This window comes from Streptomyces sp. NPDC058650 (assembly GCF_042717315.1).
Classification (GTDB): Bacteria; Actinomycetota; Actinomycetes; order Streptomycetales; family Streptomycetaceae; genus Streptomyces.
The window spans coordinates 1-18,292 of sequence record NZ_JBHXRL010000027.1; the positions used below are offsets into that span (position 1 = coordinate 1).

Sequence of the window (18,292 nt, forward strand, 5' to 3'; positions counted from 1 at the left end):
TTCTCCCGCCCCGTTGGGGGCCCGGTTGCCCTCGTGGGGCCGGCCCCCCGGCGTGCAAACTCACCCCCCCCCCCGCGGGGCCCCCCCCCCCCCGGGGGGGGGGGGGGGGGCCCCGCCGCCGTATTGTCTAAGGGTCAACACTCCCCGAGGAGCCTTCATGACCGTCCCCGTCGTCCACTCGCTGCGCGAACAGATCCGCGAGCACATCGTGGAGGGGATCGTCAGCGGCCGCTGGAAGCCGGGAGAGCGCATCGTGGAGCGCCGGATCGCGACGGAGCTGGAGGTCAGCCAGACCCCGGTCCGCGAGGCCCTGCGCGAGCTGGAGTCGCTGCGCTTGATCGAATCGGCCCCCAACAAGGGCGTCCGGGTCCGCAACCTCACCGCGGCCGATCTGGAGGAGAGCTACCCCGTACGGGCCGGTCTGGAGCAGATCGCGGCCGAGCTGGCCGCCGGGCGGCTCGCGACGGACTGCTCGGCCCTGGAGCCGCACGTGGCGGCGCTGTACGAGGCGGACGCGACCGCCGACGGGACGGCGCAGGTGCGGCACACGGTGGCCTTCCACCGGGAGCTGGTGAAGGCCGCCGGGAACGCGGTGCTGCTGCACACCTGGGAGACGCTCGGCATCGAGGTCTTCACGGCCCTGTCGATCCGCTGGCTGGGCACGGTCCAGAAGTCGTACGCGGAGGAGCACCAGGAGCTGGTGGAGGCCTTCCGCCGGGGCGACCCGAACATCGGGGCGCTCGTGAAGGCCCACGTCCTGGGCTGCGCGCCCCGAGCCTGACCCCCGCCTTGACGCACAGTGAGCGGGTCCACCCCTGGGTGGACCCGCTCATTCGTGCGGGCACCCTCTCAGACAGCGGCTCCCACCTGCGAGAACAAGGCGAAAACAAGGCAAATTCGAGGCACCCGGTGCCCTCTGGCGCGGCACCCTGTGCCGACTTTCTCGATCTGAAGAGGTTTTCCCCTTCAACCCTTTGATCGATCATCGATCGCTGGCTTACAGTCTTCGGCGGGCCATAACCCGGCCCTTCGCCCTGTCCTGCCAGACATGGCCCCCATCTCCACCCCACCTGTCCGGAAGGCGGCGATCATGACCGATCCCGTAGGCAAGATTCCGAGCGAGCTCGACCAGCTCCCGGACCGTGACACCGAGGAGACCGCCGAATGGGCGGCTTCCCTGGACGCCGTCACCAAGGCCGCCGGCCCCCACCGGGCCGCCTACCTGATGCGCCGCACGCTTCAGCACGCCGAGGGCGCGGGCCTCGCCCTGCCCAAGCTGCTGGAGACGGACTACGTCAACACCATCCCCACCTCCGCCGAGCCGTCGATCGGTGAGTTCGGCGGCGACGAGGAGATGGAGCGGAAGATCACCGCCTGGAACCGCTGGAACGCGGCCGCGATGGTCACCCGCGGCTCCAAGTACGGCGTCGGCGGCCACATCGCCACCTTCGCCTCGGCGGCCTGGCTCTACGAGACCGGCTTCAACCACTTCTTCCAGGGCAAGGAAGCCGACGGTTCCGGCGACCAGCTCTACATCCAGGGCCACGCCTCCCCCGGCATCTACGCCCGCGCCTTCCTCGACGGGCGCCTCGACGAGGCCCAGCTCGACAACTTCCGGCAGGAGTCCGGCGGCAACGGCCTGCCCTCCTACCCGCACCCGCGCCGGCTGCCCTGGCTGTGGGAGTTCCCCACCGTCTCCATGGGTCTCGGCCCGCTCTCCGCGATCTACCAGGCACGCTTCAACCGCTACCTGACGAACCGTTCCATCAAGGACGTCTCCGCCTCCCACGTGTGGGCCTTCCTCGGCGACGGCGAGATGGACGAGCCCGAGTCGACGGCAGCCCTCGCGCTCGCCGCCCGCGAGGGTCTGGACAACCTGACCTTCGTCATCAACTGCAACCTCCAGCGCCTCGACGGCCCGGTCCGCGCGAACTTCAAGATCGTGCAGGAGCTGGAGGCCCAGTTCCGCGGCGCCGGCTGGAACGTCGTGAAGTCGCTGTGGGGCAACGCCTGGGACGAGCTGTTCGCGCTCGACACCACCGGCGCCCTCGTCCGCCGCCTCCGCGAGGTGCCGGACGCGCAGGTCCAGACGTACCAGACCCGCGACGCCGCCTACATCCGCCAGGACTTCTTCGGCAAGGACCCGGCGCTCGTCGCGATGGCGCAGCTGCTGAGCGACGACAAGATCCTGGAGTGTTTCCACCTCTCCCGCGGTGGCCACGAGCCGCGCAAGGTGTACGCCGCGTACAAGGCCGCCTTGGAGTTCAAGGGCGCGCCGACGGTCATCCTCGCGCAGACCGTCAAGGGCTTCACCCTCGGTGAGGGCTTCGCGTCGAAGAACGCGAACCACCAGATGAAGAAGCTGACGACCGACGAGTTCAAGAACATGCGTGACCTTCTTGAGCTGCCCATCTCGGACGCGCAGTTCGTCGACGGCCAGGTGCCCTACGGCCACCCCGGCGCCGACTCCCCCGAGGTCCGCTACCTCCAGGAGCGCCGCGCGGCCCTCGGCGGCCCGGCCCCGGCCCGCCGCACCCACGCGCTGGCCCCGCTGCCGGCCCCGGCCGACAAGGCCTTCGCCGCCTTCGACAAGGGCTCCGGCTCGCAGTCGATGGCGACGACGATGGCGTTCGTCCGGCTCATCAAGGACCTGATCCGCGACAAGGAGACCGGCAAGCGCTGGGTCCCGATCGTCCCGGACGAGGCCCGTACCTTCGGTATGGAGTCGCTGTTCCCGTCGCTCGGCATCTACTCGCCGAAGGGGCAGACGTACGAGCCGGTCGACCGCGACCAGCTGATGTACTACAAGGAGGCCGTGAACGGCCAGATCCTCAACGAGGGGATCACCGAGGCCGGTTCGATGGCCGACTTCATCGCCGCGTCCACCGCGTACTCCACGCACGGCGAAGCGATGATCCCGTTCTACATCTTCTACTCGATGTTCGGCTGGCAGCGGACCGCCGACCAGATGTGGCAGCTCGGCGACCAGCTCGGCCGCGGCTTCCTCGTCGGCGCGACCGCCGGCCGTACCACCCTGACCGGTGAGGGCCTCCAGCACGCCGACGGCCACTCGCCGGTGATCGCGGCCACCAACCCGGCGGCGCTGACGTACGACCCGGCGTTCGCCTACGAGGTCGCGGTCATCGTCAAGGAGGGTCTGCGCCGGATGTACGGCGAGGCCGCCGAGGGCGAGGACCAGAACGTCTTCTACTACCTGACGGTCTACAACGAGCCGATGCCGCAGCCGGCCAAGCCGTCCGGTATCGACGAGGGCATCGTCAAGGGCCTCTACCGCTTCAACACCGCGGAGTCGGCCGGTCTCGACCTGCCCTCCCCCAAGCTCTCGGCCTCGCTCGAGCAGGGAGATGCCCCCATCGCCCCGCGCATCCAGCTCCTCTCCTCCGGCACGGCGATCCACTGGGCCCTTGAGGCGCAGAAGCTGCTCGCCGCCGAGTGGGGCGTGGCCGCCGACGTGTGGTCCGCGACCTCCTGGACGGAGCTGCGGCGCGACGCCCTGGAGGCCGACGCGGCGCTGCTGCGCGGCGAGGAGCAGGTGCCGTACGTCCGCAAGGCCCTGGAGGGCGTCACCTCCCCGGTCCTCGCGGTCTCCGACTACATGCGCCAGGTCCCGGACCAGATCGCGCAGTGGGTCGAGCAGGACTGGTCCTCGCTGGGCGCCGACGGCTTCGGCCTCTCGGACACCCGCGAGGCGGCCCGCCGCCACTTCGGCGTCGACGCCCAGTCGATCGTCGTCGCGGCGCTCGCGCAGCTGGCGCGGCGCGGCGAGGTCCAGGCGACGGCCGTGAAGGAAGCGCGCGAGCGCTACGGCCTGTAGTCCGGCCGGTTGTCGTCCGGCCGGTTGTCGTCCGGCGTGATCGGTCCGAGGGGCCGCGTCCGTACTTCGGTACGGGGGCGGCCCCTCGGCCGTTCCCGGGTTCCTGTCGGTTCAGGCCTGGGCGAATCCGGGGGTGCCCGGCGCGGGCCCGACGTCGGGCCAGTCGTCGAAGGACGCACGGGAGGCCGGTTCCGGTACGGCGGACAGGGTGCGGTGGATGGCTTCGAGCTCGCGGATGATGCTCGCGCGCTGTTCGGCCAGAGGGCCGAACGGCTGGTACTTGCTGTCGGCCAGGATCGCGCCGATCGACGAGCGGAGGCCCACGAGCTCGGCCACCGTGCCCGCCACCCTCGTACGAGCCGCTTCAAGGAGCGCGTCCGCCTCCGCGTGCGCGTCGTCCACGACGGTCCGGGCCCGGCGTTCGGCGTCCGTACGCAGTTTCCCCGCCTCCACGCGGAGCTGCTCCGCGCGGTGCTCGATCTCCCCGAGGCGCGTCTCGGCCTTCGCCTGACGCGTGGCCAGGTCCGTCTCCGCCTGCTCGCGCCGCTTCTTCAGGTGGGTCTCGAAGTCCGAGGCGGCCTTCGCCGCCATGGCGCGGGTCTCCTCGAAGAGGGCGTCCGCCGCCGCGCGCTTGGCCTGGGCGTCCCGGTGGGCCTCGGCGAGGATGCGGGCGCGCTCGTCGTCCACGTGCGTGCCGAGGTCGACGGGGGCGGGGGCGGCGAGCTCCCCGACCCGGGCGAGGACGGTCGCGGCCGACTCCGGCCGGTCGGCCGGGCGGCGGGCGAGCAGGTCCATGACGAGCGCGCTCAGCCCGGCCGGGATCCCGGGCGCGTGGTGGTGCGGCGGGACCTCCGTGCCGTGCAGCTTCTGGTTGATCAGGCCGAGCATGTTGTCGGCGGCGAAGGGCGCGCGGCCGGTCAGGGCGAAGTAGAGGACGCAGCCCAGGGAGTAGAGGTCGGTGCGGTGGTCGACCGTCCGCTCGCCGAGCGCCTGCTCCGGCGACATGTAGAGGAGCGTGCCGATGGCGACGCCGGTGCCGGTGAGCCCGCCGGTCCTGAGGGTGTCCCCGAGGAACTTGGCGATGCCGAAGTCGAGGATCCTGAGGTCGCCGTCCGCCGCGAACATCACGTTGTCCGGCTTGATGTCCCGGTGGACGATCCGGCGGGAGTGCGCCGCGTCGAGGGCGGTGGCGAGCTGCCGGGCCCAGTCGACGACGACGCGCCAGTGCGGCCGTTCCGCCTGGACGGCCCGGGTGAGGGTGTGGCCGGTCAGCCGCTCCATGACCAGGTACAGCGCCCGTTCGCCGTCGATCTCGGTCGCGCCGCAGTCGTGCGCGACGACCGTGTGGCGGCCGGGCAGGCTCGCCGCCGAGCGGATCTCCCGGCGGAAGCGCAGGAAGGTCTCCTCCTCGCCCATGTCCGGGAGCGCGGTGACGAGTTTGACCGCCACGTCCCGCTGCATCCGCCGGTCGAGGGCGCTCCACACCTGCCCCATACCGCCGCGGCCGAGCCGGGTCTCCAGCTCGTACCGCCCGTCCAGCACCGTCCCCCGCATCGTGCCCTCCCCGATGGTCCCCTCAGGCTCCGCGCCCCCAAGGCCACAGTATGGATGGCAGGGTGGACGCATGCGTGCCGCCCGTCTCATCAAGTTGGTCCTGCTGCTCCAGTCCCGTCCGTCGATGACGGCGGCCGAACTGGCCGCGGAGCTGGAGGTGTCGGAGCGGACCATCACCCGGGACGCGCTCGCCCTCGCCGAGGCGGGGGTTCCGGTGTACGCGGACCGGGGCCGCGCGGGTGGCTACCGGCTGATCGGCGGCTACCGGACGCGGCTCACGGGGCTCGCGCGCGGTGAGGCGGAGGCGCTGTTCCTGTCCGGGCTGCCGGGCGCGCTGCGCGATCTGGGGCTCGCGGACGCGGCCTCGGCGGCCCGGCTGAAGGTGTCGGCGGCGCTGCTGCCCTCGCTGCGGGACGCCCCCGACGCGGTGGGCCGGCGCTTCCATCTGGACGCCCCCGGCTGGTACCAGGAGCCGGAGACCCCGGAGCTGCTCGCCCCGATCGCGGAGGCGGTCTGGGACGACCGCCTGCTCTCCGCCCGCTATCTGCGCGGGGACGGCGAGGAGGTGGAGCGGGAGCTGTGCCCGTACGGCCTCGTCCTGAAGGCCGGTGTCTGGTACGTGTGCGCACGGGCGGACGCCTCCTTCCGCACGTACCGCGTGGACCGGTTCACGGCGGTCGCCGTGGGCGAGGGGCGGTTCGTCCGGGACGAGGAGTTCGACCTCTCGTCGTTCTGGGAGGAGCGGGCGGCGGAGTTCGCCCGCTCCCTGCTGCGCGCGGAGGTCGTCCTGCGGCTCTCGGAGGCGGGCGCGCGGCGGCTGCCGTACGTCACGGACCGCGCGGCCGCCGAGGAAGCCCTCGCGGCCGGGGAGCGGGACGAGGAGACCCCCGGCCGGACGACCGTGACGCTGCGGGTCGAGAGCGAGGAGGTCGCCTTCTCCCAGTTGCTCGGCCTGGGCGCGGACGTCGAGGCACTGGCCCCGGCCTCCTTCCGCACCCGCTTCCGGGAGACGGCCCGGGGCCTGACGGAGCTGTACCGGTAGGGGTTGCCGTACTTGCAGGCGCTGCCGTACTTGCAGGCGCTGCCGTACCGGCGCGTTGCCGTACCGGCAGGCGTTGCTCTGGCTCTCGGCGTTGCTCTACCTGAAGTCGTTCACGTCCGGGTCGCCCGTCTCGTCCGCGAGCATGAAGCCCCAGGCGTCCGGCCGCGAGCCGTCGGTGTCGGTGAAGCCGTACTCCTTCGCCAGCCGGCCACTGGAGAGCGACCGGCCGTTCCAGCGGTGCCGGTCGGCGTCGGCGGCGAGGGCGGCGACGGCCCTGCCGACGTACGCCGGGGACTCGGCGACGGCGAATCCGGGGATCTTCTCGACGGCGTCGCGCCAGTTCTCCTCGGTGACGCCGAAGGCCGCGAGCATCTGCTCGGACCTGAGCCAGCCGGGGGTGAGGGCGACCGCCGTGGCGCCGTGTTCCTCCAGCTCCTTGCCGAGGCCGAAGGCCATCCGGAGGGGGGCGTTCTTGGCGAGGTCGTAGAAGAGGTTCTCGCGGAAGCGGGTGCCGTTGTACTCGGTGGTGCCGTCGGTGACCTCGACGACGAGTCCGCCGGGGTTCCGGATGAGCAGCGGCAGGGCCGTGTGCGAGGTGATGACGTGCGTACGGACGCCGAGTTCGAGCATCCTGAGGCCGCCGTCGAGGTCGTTCTCCCAGGTCTTCTTCCCGAAGACGAGGAGGTGCTCGCCGCCCCACACGTCGTTGACGAGGACGTCGAGCCGTCCCCGTTCCCGGTCGATCCGGTCGACGAGGGCCCGGACCTGGTCCTGCTCCAGATGGTCGGTCGGCACGGCGATGCCCTCGCCGCCGGCGGCCGTCACCAGTTCGGCGGTCTCCTCGATGGTCTCGGTGGCCCGGCCGACCTCGCTGAGCTTCTCGCGGGTGGTGCGCCCGGTGACGTACACCGTGGCTCCGGCGGCCCCCAGCGCGACGGCGATGCCCCGTCCGGCGCCCCGGGTGGCGCCCGCGACCAGGCAGACGCGTCCGTGCAGCGGCTTCTTCTCGTGTGTCTCTGTCGTCATGAGCACCAGACTGGCAGGAAAGTACGACATCTTCTGTCCGGATTCATTTCCGGAGTTCTTCGGGCATTCCGGGTGCGTCGCGCTCGCCGAGACAGGATGCTGGTCCCGTGATGGACGAGACGGAGTTCTGGGAGATCATCGACAACACCCGCGAGGCCGCCGAGGGCGACCCCGAGGAGCAGGCCGATCTGCTCGTGGAACGGCTGACCCGGCTGGATCCCGACTCCGTGCTCGACTACGCCCGCCATTTCGAGGCCCGCTACAACCGCGCGTACCTCTGGGATCTGTGGGGCGCTGCGGCCGTGCTCTTCGACGGGGCGGGCGACGAGACCTTCGACGCCTTCCGCTGCTGGCTCATCGGCCAGGGCCGGGAGGTCTTCGAGGGGGCGGTGCACGATCCGGACGCGCTGGCGGAGCTGCTCGACGACTTCGACGTGGAGATCGACGGGGACGGCGAGGAGATCGGCTTCGCGGCGGACGAAGCGTACGAGCAGCTGACCGGCGCCGAGACCCCGGACCTGGGCATTCCGGTGCCGGGCGGGGAGCCGCTGGGCACGCCCTTCGACCTGGAGGACGACGACGTGCTCGCGGCCCGCTTCCCCCGACTGTGGGAGCGTTTCGGCGCCACGTAGGAGACGCCGGAGGTACGGACGGGACGACGGAGGTACGGACCCGGGGGCCGTCCCGCCCCGGGTCCGTACATCTCGTGGTGCGATGCCCGGTCGCGCGGCGAGCCGGGTCGGCCCGGCGCCGCTGCCGGAGGAGGCGCCGGTGATGCCGTAGGGCCGCCGAACACGTCCCGGGCGCTCGTCAGAAGTGCGTTCCGCCGTCGATGCGGACCTCGGTGCCGGTGATGAACCGGCCGTCCTCGCTCGCGAGCATCGCGACGACGCCGGCGACGGTCTCGGGGCCGGCGAAGCCCTGGCCGAGGGCGGGCGCGAGCTTCATGAAGAGGGAGAAGTCGGCGTCCTCGGGGAGGCCGGGGCCGACGCTCTGGCGGCTGGCGCCGGTGCCGTCGGTCATGCCGGAGGAGATGGAGCCGGGCTGGACGGCGGTGAAGCGGATGCCCTGCTTGGCGTACTCGGCGGCGAGCGCGTGGGTCATGGACTGAATGCCGCCCTTGCTGGCCGCGTAGGCCGCCATGTAGGGGTGGGCGAACATCGCGGAGGTGGAGGAGAAGTTCACGACGGCGGAGCCGTTGCCCTCCAGGAGGGCCGGGATCGACTCGCGGATCACGAGGAAGGTGCCGGTGAGGTTGATCCGTATGACCTGCTCGAACGAGTCGAGGCTCGTCTCGTGGGTGTGCGAGGAGCGCAGGATGCCGGCCGCGTTGACCAGGACGTCCAGGCCGCCGAGCGCCTCGACGGCGGTGGCGACGCCGGCCCGTACGGAGGCCTCGTCGGCGACGTTCACGACGACGGTGGTGAGGCGGTCGGCGGCGTCGCCGGCCTTGGCGACGGTGTCCTTGAGGCCGTCCTCGCTGATGTCGGCGGCGACGACCCGGCCGCCCTCGGCGAGCACGCGGAGCACGGTGGCCTGGCCGATGCCGGAGCCACCGCCGGTGATGAGGGCGCGGCGTCCTTCGTAACGGGTCAGCTGGTTCATGGCGGCAACCTCTCGATGTCAAGCTTCCGTGGAAGCCGCCACCGTACGCCTAAGTGGCACGTTTTGCCATAACTGCACGTCATGCAATTCGGGTGGTTCCGGGCGTACGCTTCGTACGGTGAGCACCAAGCCCCCCTCCCTGACGGAACGCCGCAAGGCCGCGACCCAGCTGGACATCGCCCGCGCCGCCGCCGAGCTCTTCACCGAGCGCGGACCCGACGGCACCACGGCCGAGGACATCGCCCAGCGGGCCGGGGTCGCCCTGCGCACCTTCTACCGGTACTTCCGCTCCAAGCAGGACGCCGTGGCCCCGCTCCTCGCGGGCGGCGCGGACCGCTGGCGCGAGCAGCTCGCGGCGGCCGGCCCGGGGGCCCGCCTCCCCGAGGCACTGGAACGCTCGATCGCCGCGTCGCTGGCAGCGGCGGACGCGGAGGCGGCCGAGGGGCTCCTCTGGACCCGCGGGCTCCTGCGGGCGGCCGCCGAGGACCCGGCCCTGCGGGCCGTCTGGTACCGGGTCAACCAGGAGTCCGAGGAGAAGCTGCGCGAGGTCCTGGCCGGGCTCGCGGGCCCGGCGGCCGACCCGCTGGAGATCCGGCTCGCGGCGGCGGCGGCCACGGACGCCATCCGGATCGCCCTGGAGGCCTGGGCGGAGTCGGACGCGCCGGTGCGCGGCGAGGGCTCCCCGGCCGCCCTCGCGGTCCGCTGCCTGCGCGAACTGATGGGCGGGATGCGGCTCCTCGGGGACGCGACCGCCGACTGATCGACGGCTCGCGCGAGGGACGGCTCGCCGGCGTGGACGGCTCGCTCAGTGGACGGCTCGTCGGCATCGACGGCTCGCTCTATGGGGGGCCCGTCGCCAGGGGCGGCTCGTTGCCGTGGAGGCTCGCTCAGTGGACGGCACGTCGGCATCGACGGCTCGCGCGATGGGCGGCCCGTCGCCAGGGGCGGCTCGTCGGCGTGGACGGCTCGTCGGCGTGCGCGGCTCGTTGCCGTGGGCGGCTCAGGCGAGTAGCGCGCGGCCCATCAGTACGTCGTCCACGTACTCCCCGTCGATCAGGAGCTCGCCCGGCAGGACGCCCTCCACCGCGAAGCCCTCGGAGGCGTAGAGCGCGCGGGCCGGCGCGTTGTGTCCGAGGACCCGCAGGGTGATCCGGCGGGCGCCCTCCGCTCGGGCCCGCTCCACGGCCGCCCGCAGCAGGGCCCGCGCCACGCCCCGGCCGCGGGCGGACTCGGCGACCACGAGGCCCTGGATCTGGCGCACGTGCGCGTTGGCGGCGAGCGGGGTCGGCAGGCCGAGCCGGATGTAGCCGACGACCTCGCCGGCGACCTCCGCGACGAGGTAGTCCTCGGGCCGGTGGCGGGCGTCGAAGAAGGGCTCGTACGGCTCCGTGGGGGCGGGCAGCACCGCGTGCAGAGGCGACCAGGCGGCCCGGTCGAGCACGGCGAGGACGTCCTCGTCCCCGGATTCGGCGATACGTATCAGCGTCTCCGGCACGATCATGACGACCACTGTGCCATGCGCGGGACCGGGAGGGCAGGATGGGCCCATGCAGCGTTCCGCCACCCGCAAGCGCGTCGCCGTCACCGGCGCCTCCGGACTCATCGGCAAGGCCCTCGTCCGCTCCCTGCGCGCCGACGGCCACGACGTCCTCCGCCTCGTCAGGCGGCCCGCCGCGACCGCCGACGAGGTCGAGTGGGACCCGAAGCGGCTGTACGTGGACGCCGCCGCACTCGTCGGAGTGGACGCCGTCGTGCACCTGGCGGGCGCCGGCGTCGGCGAACGCCGCTGGACCGAGGCGTACAAGCGGGAGATCCGCGACAGCCGCGTCCTCGGCACGACGGCGATCGCCCAGGCGCTGGCCTCGCTCGCGGAGCCGCCGGAGGTCCTGGTGTGCGGCACGGCGCTCGGCTGGTACGGGGACACCGGTAGCCGCGCGGTCGACGAGAGCGCGCCCGCCGGGACGGGCTTCCTGCCCTCGGTGTGCGTGGAGTGGGAGGCCGCCGCGGCTCCGGCCGAGGAGGCCGGCATCCGCGTCGCCTACGCCCGTACCGGACTGGTCGTGGCTCGCGAGGGCGGGGCCTGGGGACGGCTCTTCCCGATCTTCCGCGCCGGGATCGGCGGGCGGATGGGCGACGGCCGCCAGTACTGGTCGCACATCTCCCTCCACGACGAGGTGGCCGCCCTGCGCCACCTGGTCGACACCCCGTCCCTCGCCGGGCCGGTGAACCTGACGGCCCCCGAGCCGGTCACCAACCGGGAGGTGACGGCCGCGATGGGCCGGATCCTGCGGCGGCCCACGCTGTGCACGGTGCCCGCGCCCGCCCTGAAGCTGGCGCTCGGGGACTTCGCCCAGGACGTGCTGGGCAGTCAGCGGGTGCTGCCGGGGCGGCTGTTGGAGTCCGGCTTCGACTTCGCCTTCCCGACGATCGACGACGCGATCCGCGCCGCCGCCCGCTGAACGTCCTCACGTCCCCCTGCTCCCCCTCGACCCGCCCCTTGCCCCTTCCCTGCCCCTCTCCTGCCTCCCCTTGCGCTCCCCCGTGCTGCGCGCGCACCGGTGCGCGCGGGCCGACTTCCGTGGGAGCGCTGCCTAGGATCGTGGCGAACTCGGGCATTCCGGGGGCTTGTTGGGGGCATAGGCCTCCCACTGTTGGGGGCATGAGCCTCCCACCAGCCGCGCCGATCCTGGGGAGGGGCACGTGCTCAGCAGCTCAAGTACCGCACAGCGAACGGACGTCGTGGAGACCGTCGACGTCGTCATCGTGGGGGCCGGGATCGCGGGGCTCGCGGCCGCCCACCGGCTGACCGGCGCCGGGCTCTCCGTCGCCGTCCTGGAGGCGGAGCCGCGGGTCGGCGGCCGGATGACCACCGACTCCGTCGACGGCTTCCTGCTCGACCGGGTGGGACCCCTGCTCACCCTGTCCCCCGAGGAGCTGCGGGCCGTACCGGGGCTCGACGGCCTCGTGCTGCGCCCCTTCGCCCCGGGGGCGCTCGTGCACAGCGACGGCCGGTACGCGCGATGGGGCGCCCCGCACCCGCGCCGGGCGGCCGGCGCGCACCGCGTCGGGGGTCACCGGAGCGTGGGGGGAGCGTTCAGCATGGCGCGCGCCCTCGCGAGCGCCCCCCGGCGTCCGGCGGCCTCGCTCGACCAGGCGCGGCTCGGCGCGTCCCTGGTCCGGCTCGCCGCGACCCCGTCGCAGCGGCTGCTCACCCGCCCCGAACGGACCGCGCGCGAGGCGCTGACCGCCCGGCTGCCCGCCCGGACCGTGCAGGGCGTGCTGCGGCCGCTGCTCGCGGCGCTCCTCGGCGACCCGGACCTCGGCATGTCGAGCCGCCGGGCGGACCTGGCGCTGCGCGCCTTCGCCCGGGGCCGGCTCGCCGTGCCGGAGGGCGGTTCGGCGGCGCTTCCGGAGCGGCTCGCCGCCGCGCTGCCGCCCGGCACGGTCCGTACCGGCGTCCGGGTCACGGAGGCCTCCGTCTCCCGGGTCACGACCGCCGGGCACGGGGTCTTCGGCTGCCGTTCGGTGCTGCTCGCGACGGGGGCGCGGACGGCGGCCGAACTGCTGCCCGGCCTGCGGGCGCCCGCCTTCCACGCGGTGACGGTCCTCCACCACACGGCGCCCGTGGCGCCCACCGGGGACCCGACGCTGCTCCTGGAGTCCGACCCGGGCGGGCCGGTGGCCCACACGGCCGTGATGAGCGCGGTCGACCCGGCCCGTGCCCCGGAGGGCCGGGCCCTGATCACCTCGACGGTGCTCGGGGCGCCGCCGGACGACACGGAGCGGCGGGTCCGCAAGCACCTCGCCACGCTGTACGGCACGTCGACCGACGAGTGGGAGCTGCTCGCCCTGCGTCACACGGCGGAGGCCGTGCCGGCGATGCCGCCGCCGCACGACGCCCGCCGCCCGGTCCGGCTGCTCGCGGGCCTGTACGTGTGCGGCGACCACCGGGACGCGGGCACCGCGCACGGCGCTCTCGCCTCGGGGGCGCGCGCGGCCCGTGCGCTCCTCGGCGACCTCGGTGTCCGGCTCCCGAAGGAGGAGGACGAGGCCGCGGAGGAGGCGGCGTGACGGGCCCTGGGACCTGTCCGACGCTGATCCGCCGGACCCCCTGAGGCTCAGCCGATGGCGGCGACGCGGTCGCGGTAGGTGCGGGCGGCCGCGGCGTCGCGGTACGGCTCCAGGCGGCGCTCGAAGTCGCGTACGTACTCGACGGCGCGCGCCGACCGCATCTCGGAGGCCTGCTGGGCGGCCTCCGCGCCCAGCGCGCAGGCCTGGTCGAGTTCGCCGAGGGCGAGGCGCGAGGTGGCGAGGACGACCCGGCAGAAGAGCCGGCTGCGGGCGAAGCCGGGCGCGCGCAGCTGGAGGGCGCGCTCGGCGTGCTGGGCGGCGGGCCGGTACTGCTGGAGGTCGCGGTGGCAGTGCCCGAGCTCGTCGGCGAGCTGGGCCTCGTCGAACATCCTGGCCCAGTAGGGCACCTCGTCGCCCGGCCGGGCCGCTTCGAGGGCCCGCTCGGCCCGGACCAGGGAGGCGCTGCACACCCGGGCCTCGCCGAGGACCGCGTGCCCGCGGGCCTCGATGGCGTGCAGCATCGCCTGGACGACGGGCGGTGCGGCGGGTCCGACGCCCTGCTGGGCGACCCGGGCGAGCTGCACGGCCTCCCGCCCGTGGCCGAGGTAGACGGCCTGGCAGCTCATGGTGAGGAGCACGTACGAGCCGTAGGCCCGGTCCCCGGCGGCCTGGGCGAGGCGCAGCGCCTGGACGAAGTAGCGCTGGGCGAGGCCGTGGGCGGCGATGTCGTACGAGGTCCAGCCGGCGAGCCGGGTGAGGTCGGCGGCGGCCGCGAAGAGGCGGCGGCCGACGGCCTCGCCGTACGTGCCGCGCAGCATCGGCTCGGTCTCGTGCTCCAGGTAGCGGACGAGGGCCTGGCGCGCGTGGCCGCCGCCGTAGGCGTGGTCGAGGGTGCGGAAGAGCTCGCCGACGGAGCGGAGGGCGGCGATGTCGCCGCTGGAGACCCGCTGGCCGGGCCCCCGGTCCGTACCGCGCTGCCGGGGCACGGAGAAGCGGCCCTGCGCGGGGACGCGCGGGTCGTGGGAGACCCGGGGGTCGTTCGGGGTCCTGGGTTCGTGCGGGGTCCTGGGTTCGTGTGGGGAGCGGGATTCGTGCGGGGAGCGGGGGTCGTGCGGGAAGCGGGGGCCCTGCGGTGAGCGGGGGTCTCCGGGGGGCCCGCCGTGGGCCCGGGAGGACGGCGGGCCGGCGGCGAGCTCGCCGCGGGCCACCCGCTCGTCGGCGCGGCCGATGAGCCAGTCGCGGCTGGGGACGACGAGTCCCGCCGGGGTGAAGGCGATCTTGCGGAGTTCGGCGTGGCTGCCGGAGTCCTTGCGCCAGAGCCCGCTGACGATGTCGACGGCCTCCTCGGGGGTCGCCGCGAACTCCAGGCCCGCGTAGACCGGCGCGCAGGCGTCGAGACCGAGGTCCTGCGCGGAGAGCCGGCGGCCCAGGCGCCGGGTGAAGACCTCGGCGATGAGGGCGGGGGTGGTGCCGCGCGGCTGCTGGCCGCGGAGCCAGCGGGTCACGGAGGTCTTGTCGTACCGCAGGTCGAGGCCGTGCTCCAGACCGAGCTGGTCCACTCGTCTGGCGAGGCCCGCATTGGAGAACCCGGCTTCGGCGATGAGCGCGGCGAGCTGGCGGTTCGGGATGCGCTGCGGTGGTCGTTCCGTCATCAGCTGTGCGGTCTCCTGCCTTCCGGGCCCAGGTGCAGCCCGTTCGGACCCTCATGGATCGGCGTGAATTTAGCGGTCTCCACGGCCCGTACCGCCGCCTTCGCCCCACATTCATCCGATCGTGTGAGGATTGACGGCACCGCTGACGTAGCCGCCGCGGTCCACCTGACGGAGGGGCCACCCCGGCACCGCCCGTAGAGGCGCCACCAGGGGGCGCGTCTCCACGCGTCCCCGGCACCCCCGTACAGGTGTCCACGGCACCGCCGTACAGTGGCATGGGCGCGAATGACGCATGGTGCCTCGCCGGCCCGGGATGATCCCCGGAACCCGGCCGCGGCACCCAGGAGGAGGCATGGCCGTGAGTGAGCTGCGATTCGTCCGCCTTGGATTCGGCGCTGATGCCGTCGACTACCAGGTGGCCTGGGACAAGCAGCGCGAAGTGCACGCCGCACGGTTCGCCGACGAGACCGCCGACACCTGTCTGCTCCTCGAGCACCCGCCGGTCTACACCGCCGGGCGGCGCACGGCGGAGAACGAGCGCCCGCTCGACGGGACGCCCGTCGTGGACGTGGACCGCGGCGGCAAGATCACCTGGCACGGCCCCGGCCAGCTGGTCGGCTACCCGATCCTGAAGCTGCCCCGCCCGGTGGACGTCGTCGCGCACGTCCGCCGACTGGAGGACGCCCTGATCCGTACGGCCGCCGAGTTCGGTGTGGAGACGAGCCGGGTCGAGGGCCGCAGCGGCGTCTGGGTCCTCGGTGACCCGGTGGAACAGCGGCCGTCCTTCGGCGGGCTCTCCCTCGACTTCGACCCCCGGCTCACCGACGAGGAGTTCGACCCCCGGCTGAACGGCCCCGAGTACGCGCCGTCCAACGCCGGCCAGCGCCGCGAGGACCGCAAGCTCGCCGCCATCGGCATCCGGGTCGCCAAGGGCGTCACCATGCACGGCTTCGCCCTCAACGTGAACCCGGACAACGCGTGGTTCGACCGGATCATCCCCTGCGGCATCCGCGACGCGGGCGTGACCTCGCTCGCCAACGAACTGGGCCGGGACCTCACGATCGAGGAGGTGCTCCCGGTCGTGGAGCGCCATCTGCGGGAGGTCCTGGAGCAGGCGGAGCCGAAGCCCCGCGAGATCGACCGCCCGGCGGAGCCGGAACCGGAGCCGGCCTCCGCCTAGAGGCGGGCCGAGGTCCGAGGAATGCGGTGCTCTGGCCAGAGGTTGGCCAGACGGTAAGGCATGGGAAGCAACGGGCGTACCCTGGTGTGCGCCGAAGAATCGAAGCTACAGGAGCCGATGTGTCCGCAGTCGCACCCGACGGACGCAAGATGCTGCGCCTGGAGGTCCGGAACGCCCAGACCCCCATCGAGCGCAAGCCCGAGTGGATCAAGACCCGCGCGAAGATGGGGCCCGAGTACACGAAGATGCAGGGCCTCGTGAAGAGCGAGGGCCTGCACACGGTCTGCCAGGAGGCGGGCTGTCCCAACATCTTCGAGTGCTGGGAGGACCGCGAGGCGACCTTCCTCATCGGCGGCGACCAGTGCACCCGGCGCTGCGACTTCTGCCAGATCGACACGGGCAAGCCCGAGGCGCTGGACCGTGACGAGCCGCGCCGCGTGGGCGAGTCGGTCGTCACGATGGACCTGAACTACGCCACGATCACGGGCGTCGCGCGCGACGACCTGGCGGACGGCGGCGCCTGGCTGTACGCGGAGACCGTGCGCCAGATCCACCAGCAGACGGCGGAGCGCGCCGACGGCCGTACGAAGGTCGAGCTGCTCGCCCCCGACTTCAACGCGGTGCCGGAGCTCCTGGAGGAGGTCTTCGCCTCCCGCCCCGAGGTCTTCGCGCACAACGTGGAGACGGTGCCGCGGATCTTCAAGCGGATCCGTCCGGGCTTCCGTTACGAGCGCTCGCTCGACGTCATCACGCGGGCGCGTGACTACGGTCTCATCACGAAGTCCAACCTGATCCTCGGCATGGGCGAGACCCGCGAGGAGGTCAGCGAGGCGCTCCAGCAGCTGCACGACGCGGGCTGCGAGCTCATCACGATCACGCAGTACCTGCGCCCCTCGGTCCGGCACCACCCCGTCGAGCGCTGGGTGAAGCCGCAGGAGTTCGTGGAGCTGAAGGAGGAGGCCGACGAGATCGGCTTCTCCGGCGTGATGTCGGGCCCGCTGGTCCGCTCCTCGTACCGGGCCGGGCGTCTGTTCCAGCAGGCGATGGAGCAGCGCAGCCGGGCCGGCGCGTAGGCCAGAAGACCAGAGAAGCGCGGTGCGGTCGACAACGCCCCTCAGGCCGTCCGATCGCTGTGTGAATCCGAGCACAAGCAGTTACCGGTCGGTAGTGGCCGGATCCGGCGCGGCCCGTACGCCCCCGCAGCTCAGCGGGGGCGTACGGGCCGCGTCGGCGTATCCGCCCTCCGGCACTTGGCCGTATCAACGTTTCATCAGTGTTTGACCACCGGGTCACGCCCTGGTAACACCAATCTGTGAGCTTGAATTCACTCACCGCCACCACCCGCTCACATCCCCCCACCTCGTCTCATCCGCTATCGAGGGAGGACCCCGACATGCCGGCCGCATCGACGCACGTCCGCGTCACCGCGATCCCGTCCGTCACCGACGCCCTGAAGGCCGTGGAGGCCCTGCTGCTCGGCGCCGGGCAGCGCACCGCCCGGCGCAACGCCTGGACCTCCGTCCTGGAGGACCGCCGCCACGCCAAGGACCGGGTCGAGGCCCAGCATGTGATGGAGGCCGCGTCGGGCCGCGCCTCGCGGGCCACGTAAACTTCAGGACATGGCGAGGAAGGCAAACACGGGCAGCGCTGACGCTGCGAACCAGGGGCGGCTCAAGCAGATCGCCCTCACGTACAAGATGACCCGAAAGGCTGACCCTAAGGTCGGACTTGTCGTCGCAGGCGTGGGCATCGTCGTACTCGGTGTCCTCCTCGCGATCGGCTTCCTCATCGGTCATCCGGTCTACCTGGGCATCCTGGGCTTCGTCCTGGCGCTCCTGGCGGCGGCCATCGTGTTCGGGCGGCGCGCCGAGCGCGCGGCCTTCGGGCAGATGGAGGGCCAGCCCGGCGCGGCGGCGGCGGTGCTGCAGAACGTCGGGCGCGGCTGGACGACGACCCCCGCGGTCGCGATGAACCGCAGCCAGGACGTCGTGCACCGCGCGGTCGGCCGGGCGGGCATCGTGCTGGTGGCGGAGGGCAACCCGAACCGGGTGAAGACTCTGCTGGCGGCCGAGAAGAAGCGGATGAGCCGCGTCGTGGTGGACGTGCCGGTGCACGACCTCACCGTCGGCGACGGTGAGGGCCAGGTGCCGCTCAAGAAGCTCCGTACGACCATGCTCAAGCTGCCCCGCGTGCTCACCGGCCCGCAGGTCACCGCGGCCAACGACCGGCTGCGGGCGATGGGCGACCTGATGAGCAACATGCCGCTGCCGAAGGGTCCGATGCCGAAGGGCATGCGGATGCCGCGCGGCGGAAAGATGCGCTGACGC

At 73.0% G+C, this 18,292-nt stretch carries 16 protein-coding genes; 11 read left to right on the forward strand and 5 right to left on the reverse strand.

Annotation, left to right across the window (positions count from 1 at the left end):
* The first annotated feature begins 157 nt into the window (after nucleotides 1–157).
* Nucleotides 158–781 (forward strand): GntR family transcriptional regulator, encoded by a 624-nt coding sequence (locus ACFWWU_RS33135; protein WP_024758969.1) that lies wholly within the window; start codon nucleotides 158–160, stop codon nucleotides 779–781.
* A 309-nt stretch (nucleotides 782–1,090) separates the two neighbouring features.
* Complete coding sequence (aceE, locus tag ACFWWU_RS33140) at nucleotides 1,091–3,835, forward strand: pyruvate dehydrogenase (acetyl-transferring), homodimeric type (protein WP_384151448.1); 2,745 nt, start codon at nucleotides 1,091–1,093, stop codon at nucleotides 3,833–3,835.
* Nucleotides 3,836–3,946: 111 nt separating this feature from the next.
* On the opposite strand, the gene ACFWWU_RS33145 is transcribed toward aceE, so the two are convergent.
* A complete protein-coding gene (locus ACFWWU_RS33145) occupies nucleotides 3,947–5,389 on the reverse strand; it encodes a protein kinase (RefSeq protein ID WP_384151451.1) in 1,443 nt (480 codons plus the stop codon).
* Between the two features lie 70 nt (nucleotides 5,390–5,459).
* On the opposite strand from ACFWWU_RS33145, the gene ACFWWU_RS33150 reads away from it, so the two are divergent.
* Nucleotides 5,460–6,431 (forward strand): helix-turn-helix transcriptional regulator, encoded by a 972-nt coding sequence (locus ACFWWU_RS33150; RefSeq protein WP_384151453.1) that lies wholly within the window; start codon nucleotides 5,460–5,462, stop codon nucleotides 6,429–6,431.
* Nucleotides 6,432–6,527: 96 nt separating this feature from the next.
* On the opposite strand, the gene ACFWWU_RS33155 is transcribed toward ACFWWU_RS33150, so the two are convergent.
* A complete protein-coding gene (locus ACFWWU_RS33155) occupies nucleotides 6,528–7,457 on the reverse strand; it encodes an SDR family oxidoreductase (protein WP_384151456.1) in 930 nt (309 codons plus the stop codon).
* A 110-nt stretch (nucleotides 7,458–7,567) separates the two neighbouring features.
* On the opposite strand from ACFWWU_RS33155, the gene ACFWWU_RS33160 reads away from it, so the two are divergent.
* Nucleotides 7,568–8,089 carry a DUF4240 domain-containing protein gene (locus ACFWWU_RS33160; protein ID WP_384151703.1) on the forward strand — a complete coding sequence of 174 codons (522 nt, stop codon included), beginning with the start codon at nucleotides 7,568–7,570 and terminating at the stop codon, nucleotides 8,087–8,089.
* A gap of 178 nt (nucleotides 8,090–8,267) precedes the next feature.
* Here the strand turns inward: ACFWWU_RS33160 and ACFWWU_RS33165 are convergent, their stop codons facing one another.
* Nucleotides 8,268–9,062 carry an SDR family NAD(P)-dependent oxidoreductase gene (locus ACFWWU_RS33165; RefSeq protein WP_384151459.1) on the reverse strand — a complete coding sequence of 265 codons (795 nt, stop codon included), beginning with the start codon at nucleotides 9,060–9,062 and terminating at the stop codon, nucleotides 8,268–8,270.
* 118 nt (nucleotides 9,063–9,180) lie between these two features.
* On the opposite strand from ACFWWU_RS33165, the gene ACFWWU_RS33170 reads away from it, so the two are divergent.
* Nucleotides 9,181–9,822, forward strand: a complete 642-nt coding sequence (locus tag ACFWWU_RS33170) for a TetR/AcrR family transcriptional regulator (RefSeq protein WP_384151462.1) — start codon at nucleotides 9,181–9,183, stop codon at nucleotides 9,820–9,822.
* Between the two features lie 240 nt (nucleotides 9,823–10,062).
* Here ACFWWU_RS33170 and ACFWWU_RS33175 read toward each other — a convergent pair whose 3' ends face one another.
* Nucleotides 10,063–10,563 (reverse strand): GNAT family N-acetyltransferase, encoded by a 501-nt coding sequence (locus ACFWWU_RS33175; RefSeq protein WP_384151465.1) that lies wholly within the window; start codon nucleotides 10,561–10,563, stop codon nucleotides 10,063–10,065.
* Between the two features lie 46 nt (nucleotides 10,564–10,609).
* Between ACFWWU_RS33175 and ACFWWU_RS33180 the strand changes: the two genes are divergently transcribed.
* Together ACFWWU_RS33180 and ACFWWU_RS33185 are read left to right on the forward strand one after the other, a co-directional pair.
* Nucleotides 10,610–11,521 (forward strand): TIGR01777 family oxidoreductase, encoded by a 912-nt coding sequence (locus ACFWWU_RS33180; protein ID WP_384151468.1) that lies wholly within the window; start codon nucleotides 10,610–10,612, stop codon nucleotides 11,519–11,521.
* A gap of 241 nt (nucleotides 11,522–11,762) precedes the next feature.
* The gene (locus tag ACFWWU_RS33185; protein ID WP_384151471.1) at nucleotides 11,763–13,133 is read left to right on the forward strand and encodes an NAD(P)/FAD-dependent oxidoreductase; all 1,371 of its coding nucleotides are present in this window, start codon (nucleotides 11,763–11,765) and stop codon (nucleotides 13,131–13,133) included.
* A 47-nt stretch (nucleotides 13,134–13,180) separates the two neighbouring features.
* On the opposite strand, the gene ACFWWU_RS33190 is transcribed toward ACFWWU_RS33185, so the two are convergent.
* Complete coding sequence (locus tag ACFWWU_RS33190) at nucleotides 13,181–14,785, reverse strand: regulator (protein ID WP_384151474.1); 1,605 nt, start codon at nucleotides 14,783–14,785, stop codon at nucleotides 13,181–13,183.
* A 358-nt stretch (nucleotides 14,786–15,143) separates the two neighbouring features.
* Between ACFWWU_RS33190 and lipB the strand changes: the two genes are divergently transcribed.
* The 4 genes from lipB to ACFWWU_RS33210 all read left to right on the forward strand — a co-directional run bounded on the left by lipB (nucleotide 15,144) and on the right by ACFWWU_RS33210 (nucleotide 18,289).
* Nucleotides 15,144–15,965 carry a lipoyl(octanoyl) transferase LipB gene (lipB, locus tag ACFWWU_RS33195; RefSeq protein WP_384151477.1) on the forward strand — a complete coding sequence of 274 codons (822 nt, stop codon included), beginning with the start codon at nucleotides 15,144–15,146 and terminating at the stop codon, nucleotides 15,963–15,965.
* 119 nt (nucleotides 15,966–16,084) lie between these two features.
* The gene (lipA, locus tag ACFWWU_RS33200; protein ID WP_384151480.1) at nucleotides 16,085–17,038 is read left to right on the forward strand and encodes a lipoyl synthase; all 954 of its coding nucleotides are present in this window, start codon (nucleotides 16,085–16,087) and stop codon (nucleotides 17,036–17,038) included.
* Between the two features lie 320 nt (nucleotides 17,039–17,358).
* Complete coding sequence (locus ACFWWU_RS33205) at nucleotides 17,359–17,574, forward strand: hypothetical protein (protein ID WP_267043227.1); 216 nt, start codon at nucleotides 17,359–17,361, stop codon at nucleotides 17,572–17,574.
* Nucleotides 17,575–17,584: 10 nt separating this feature from the next.
* Complete coding sequence (locus ACFWWU_RS33210; RefSeq protein ID WP_384151483.1) at nucleotides 17,585–18,289, forward strand: DUF4191 domain-containing protein; 705 nt, start codon at nucleotides 17,585–17,587, stop codon at nucleotides 18,287–18,289.
* Nucleotides 18,290–18,292 lie beyond the last annotated feature (3 nt).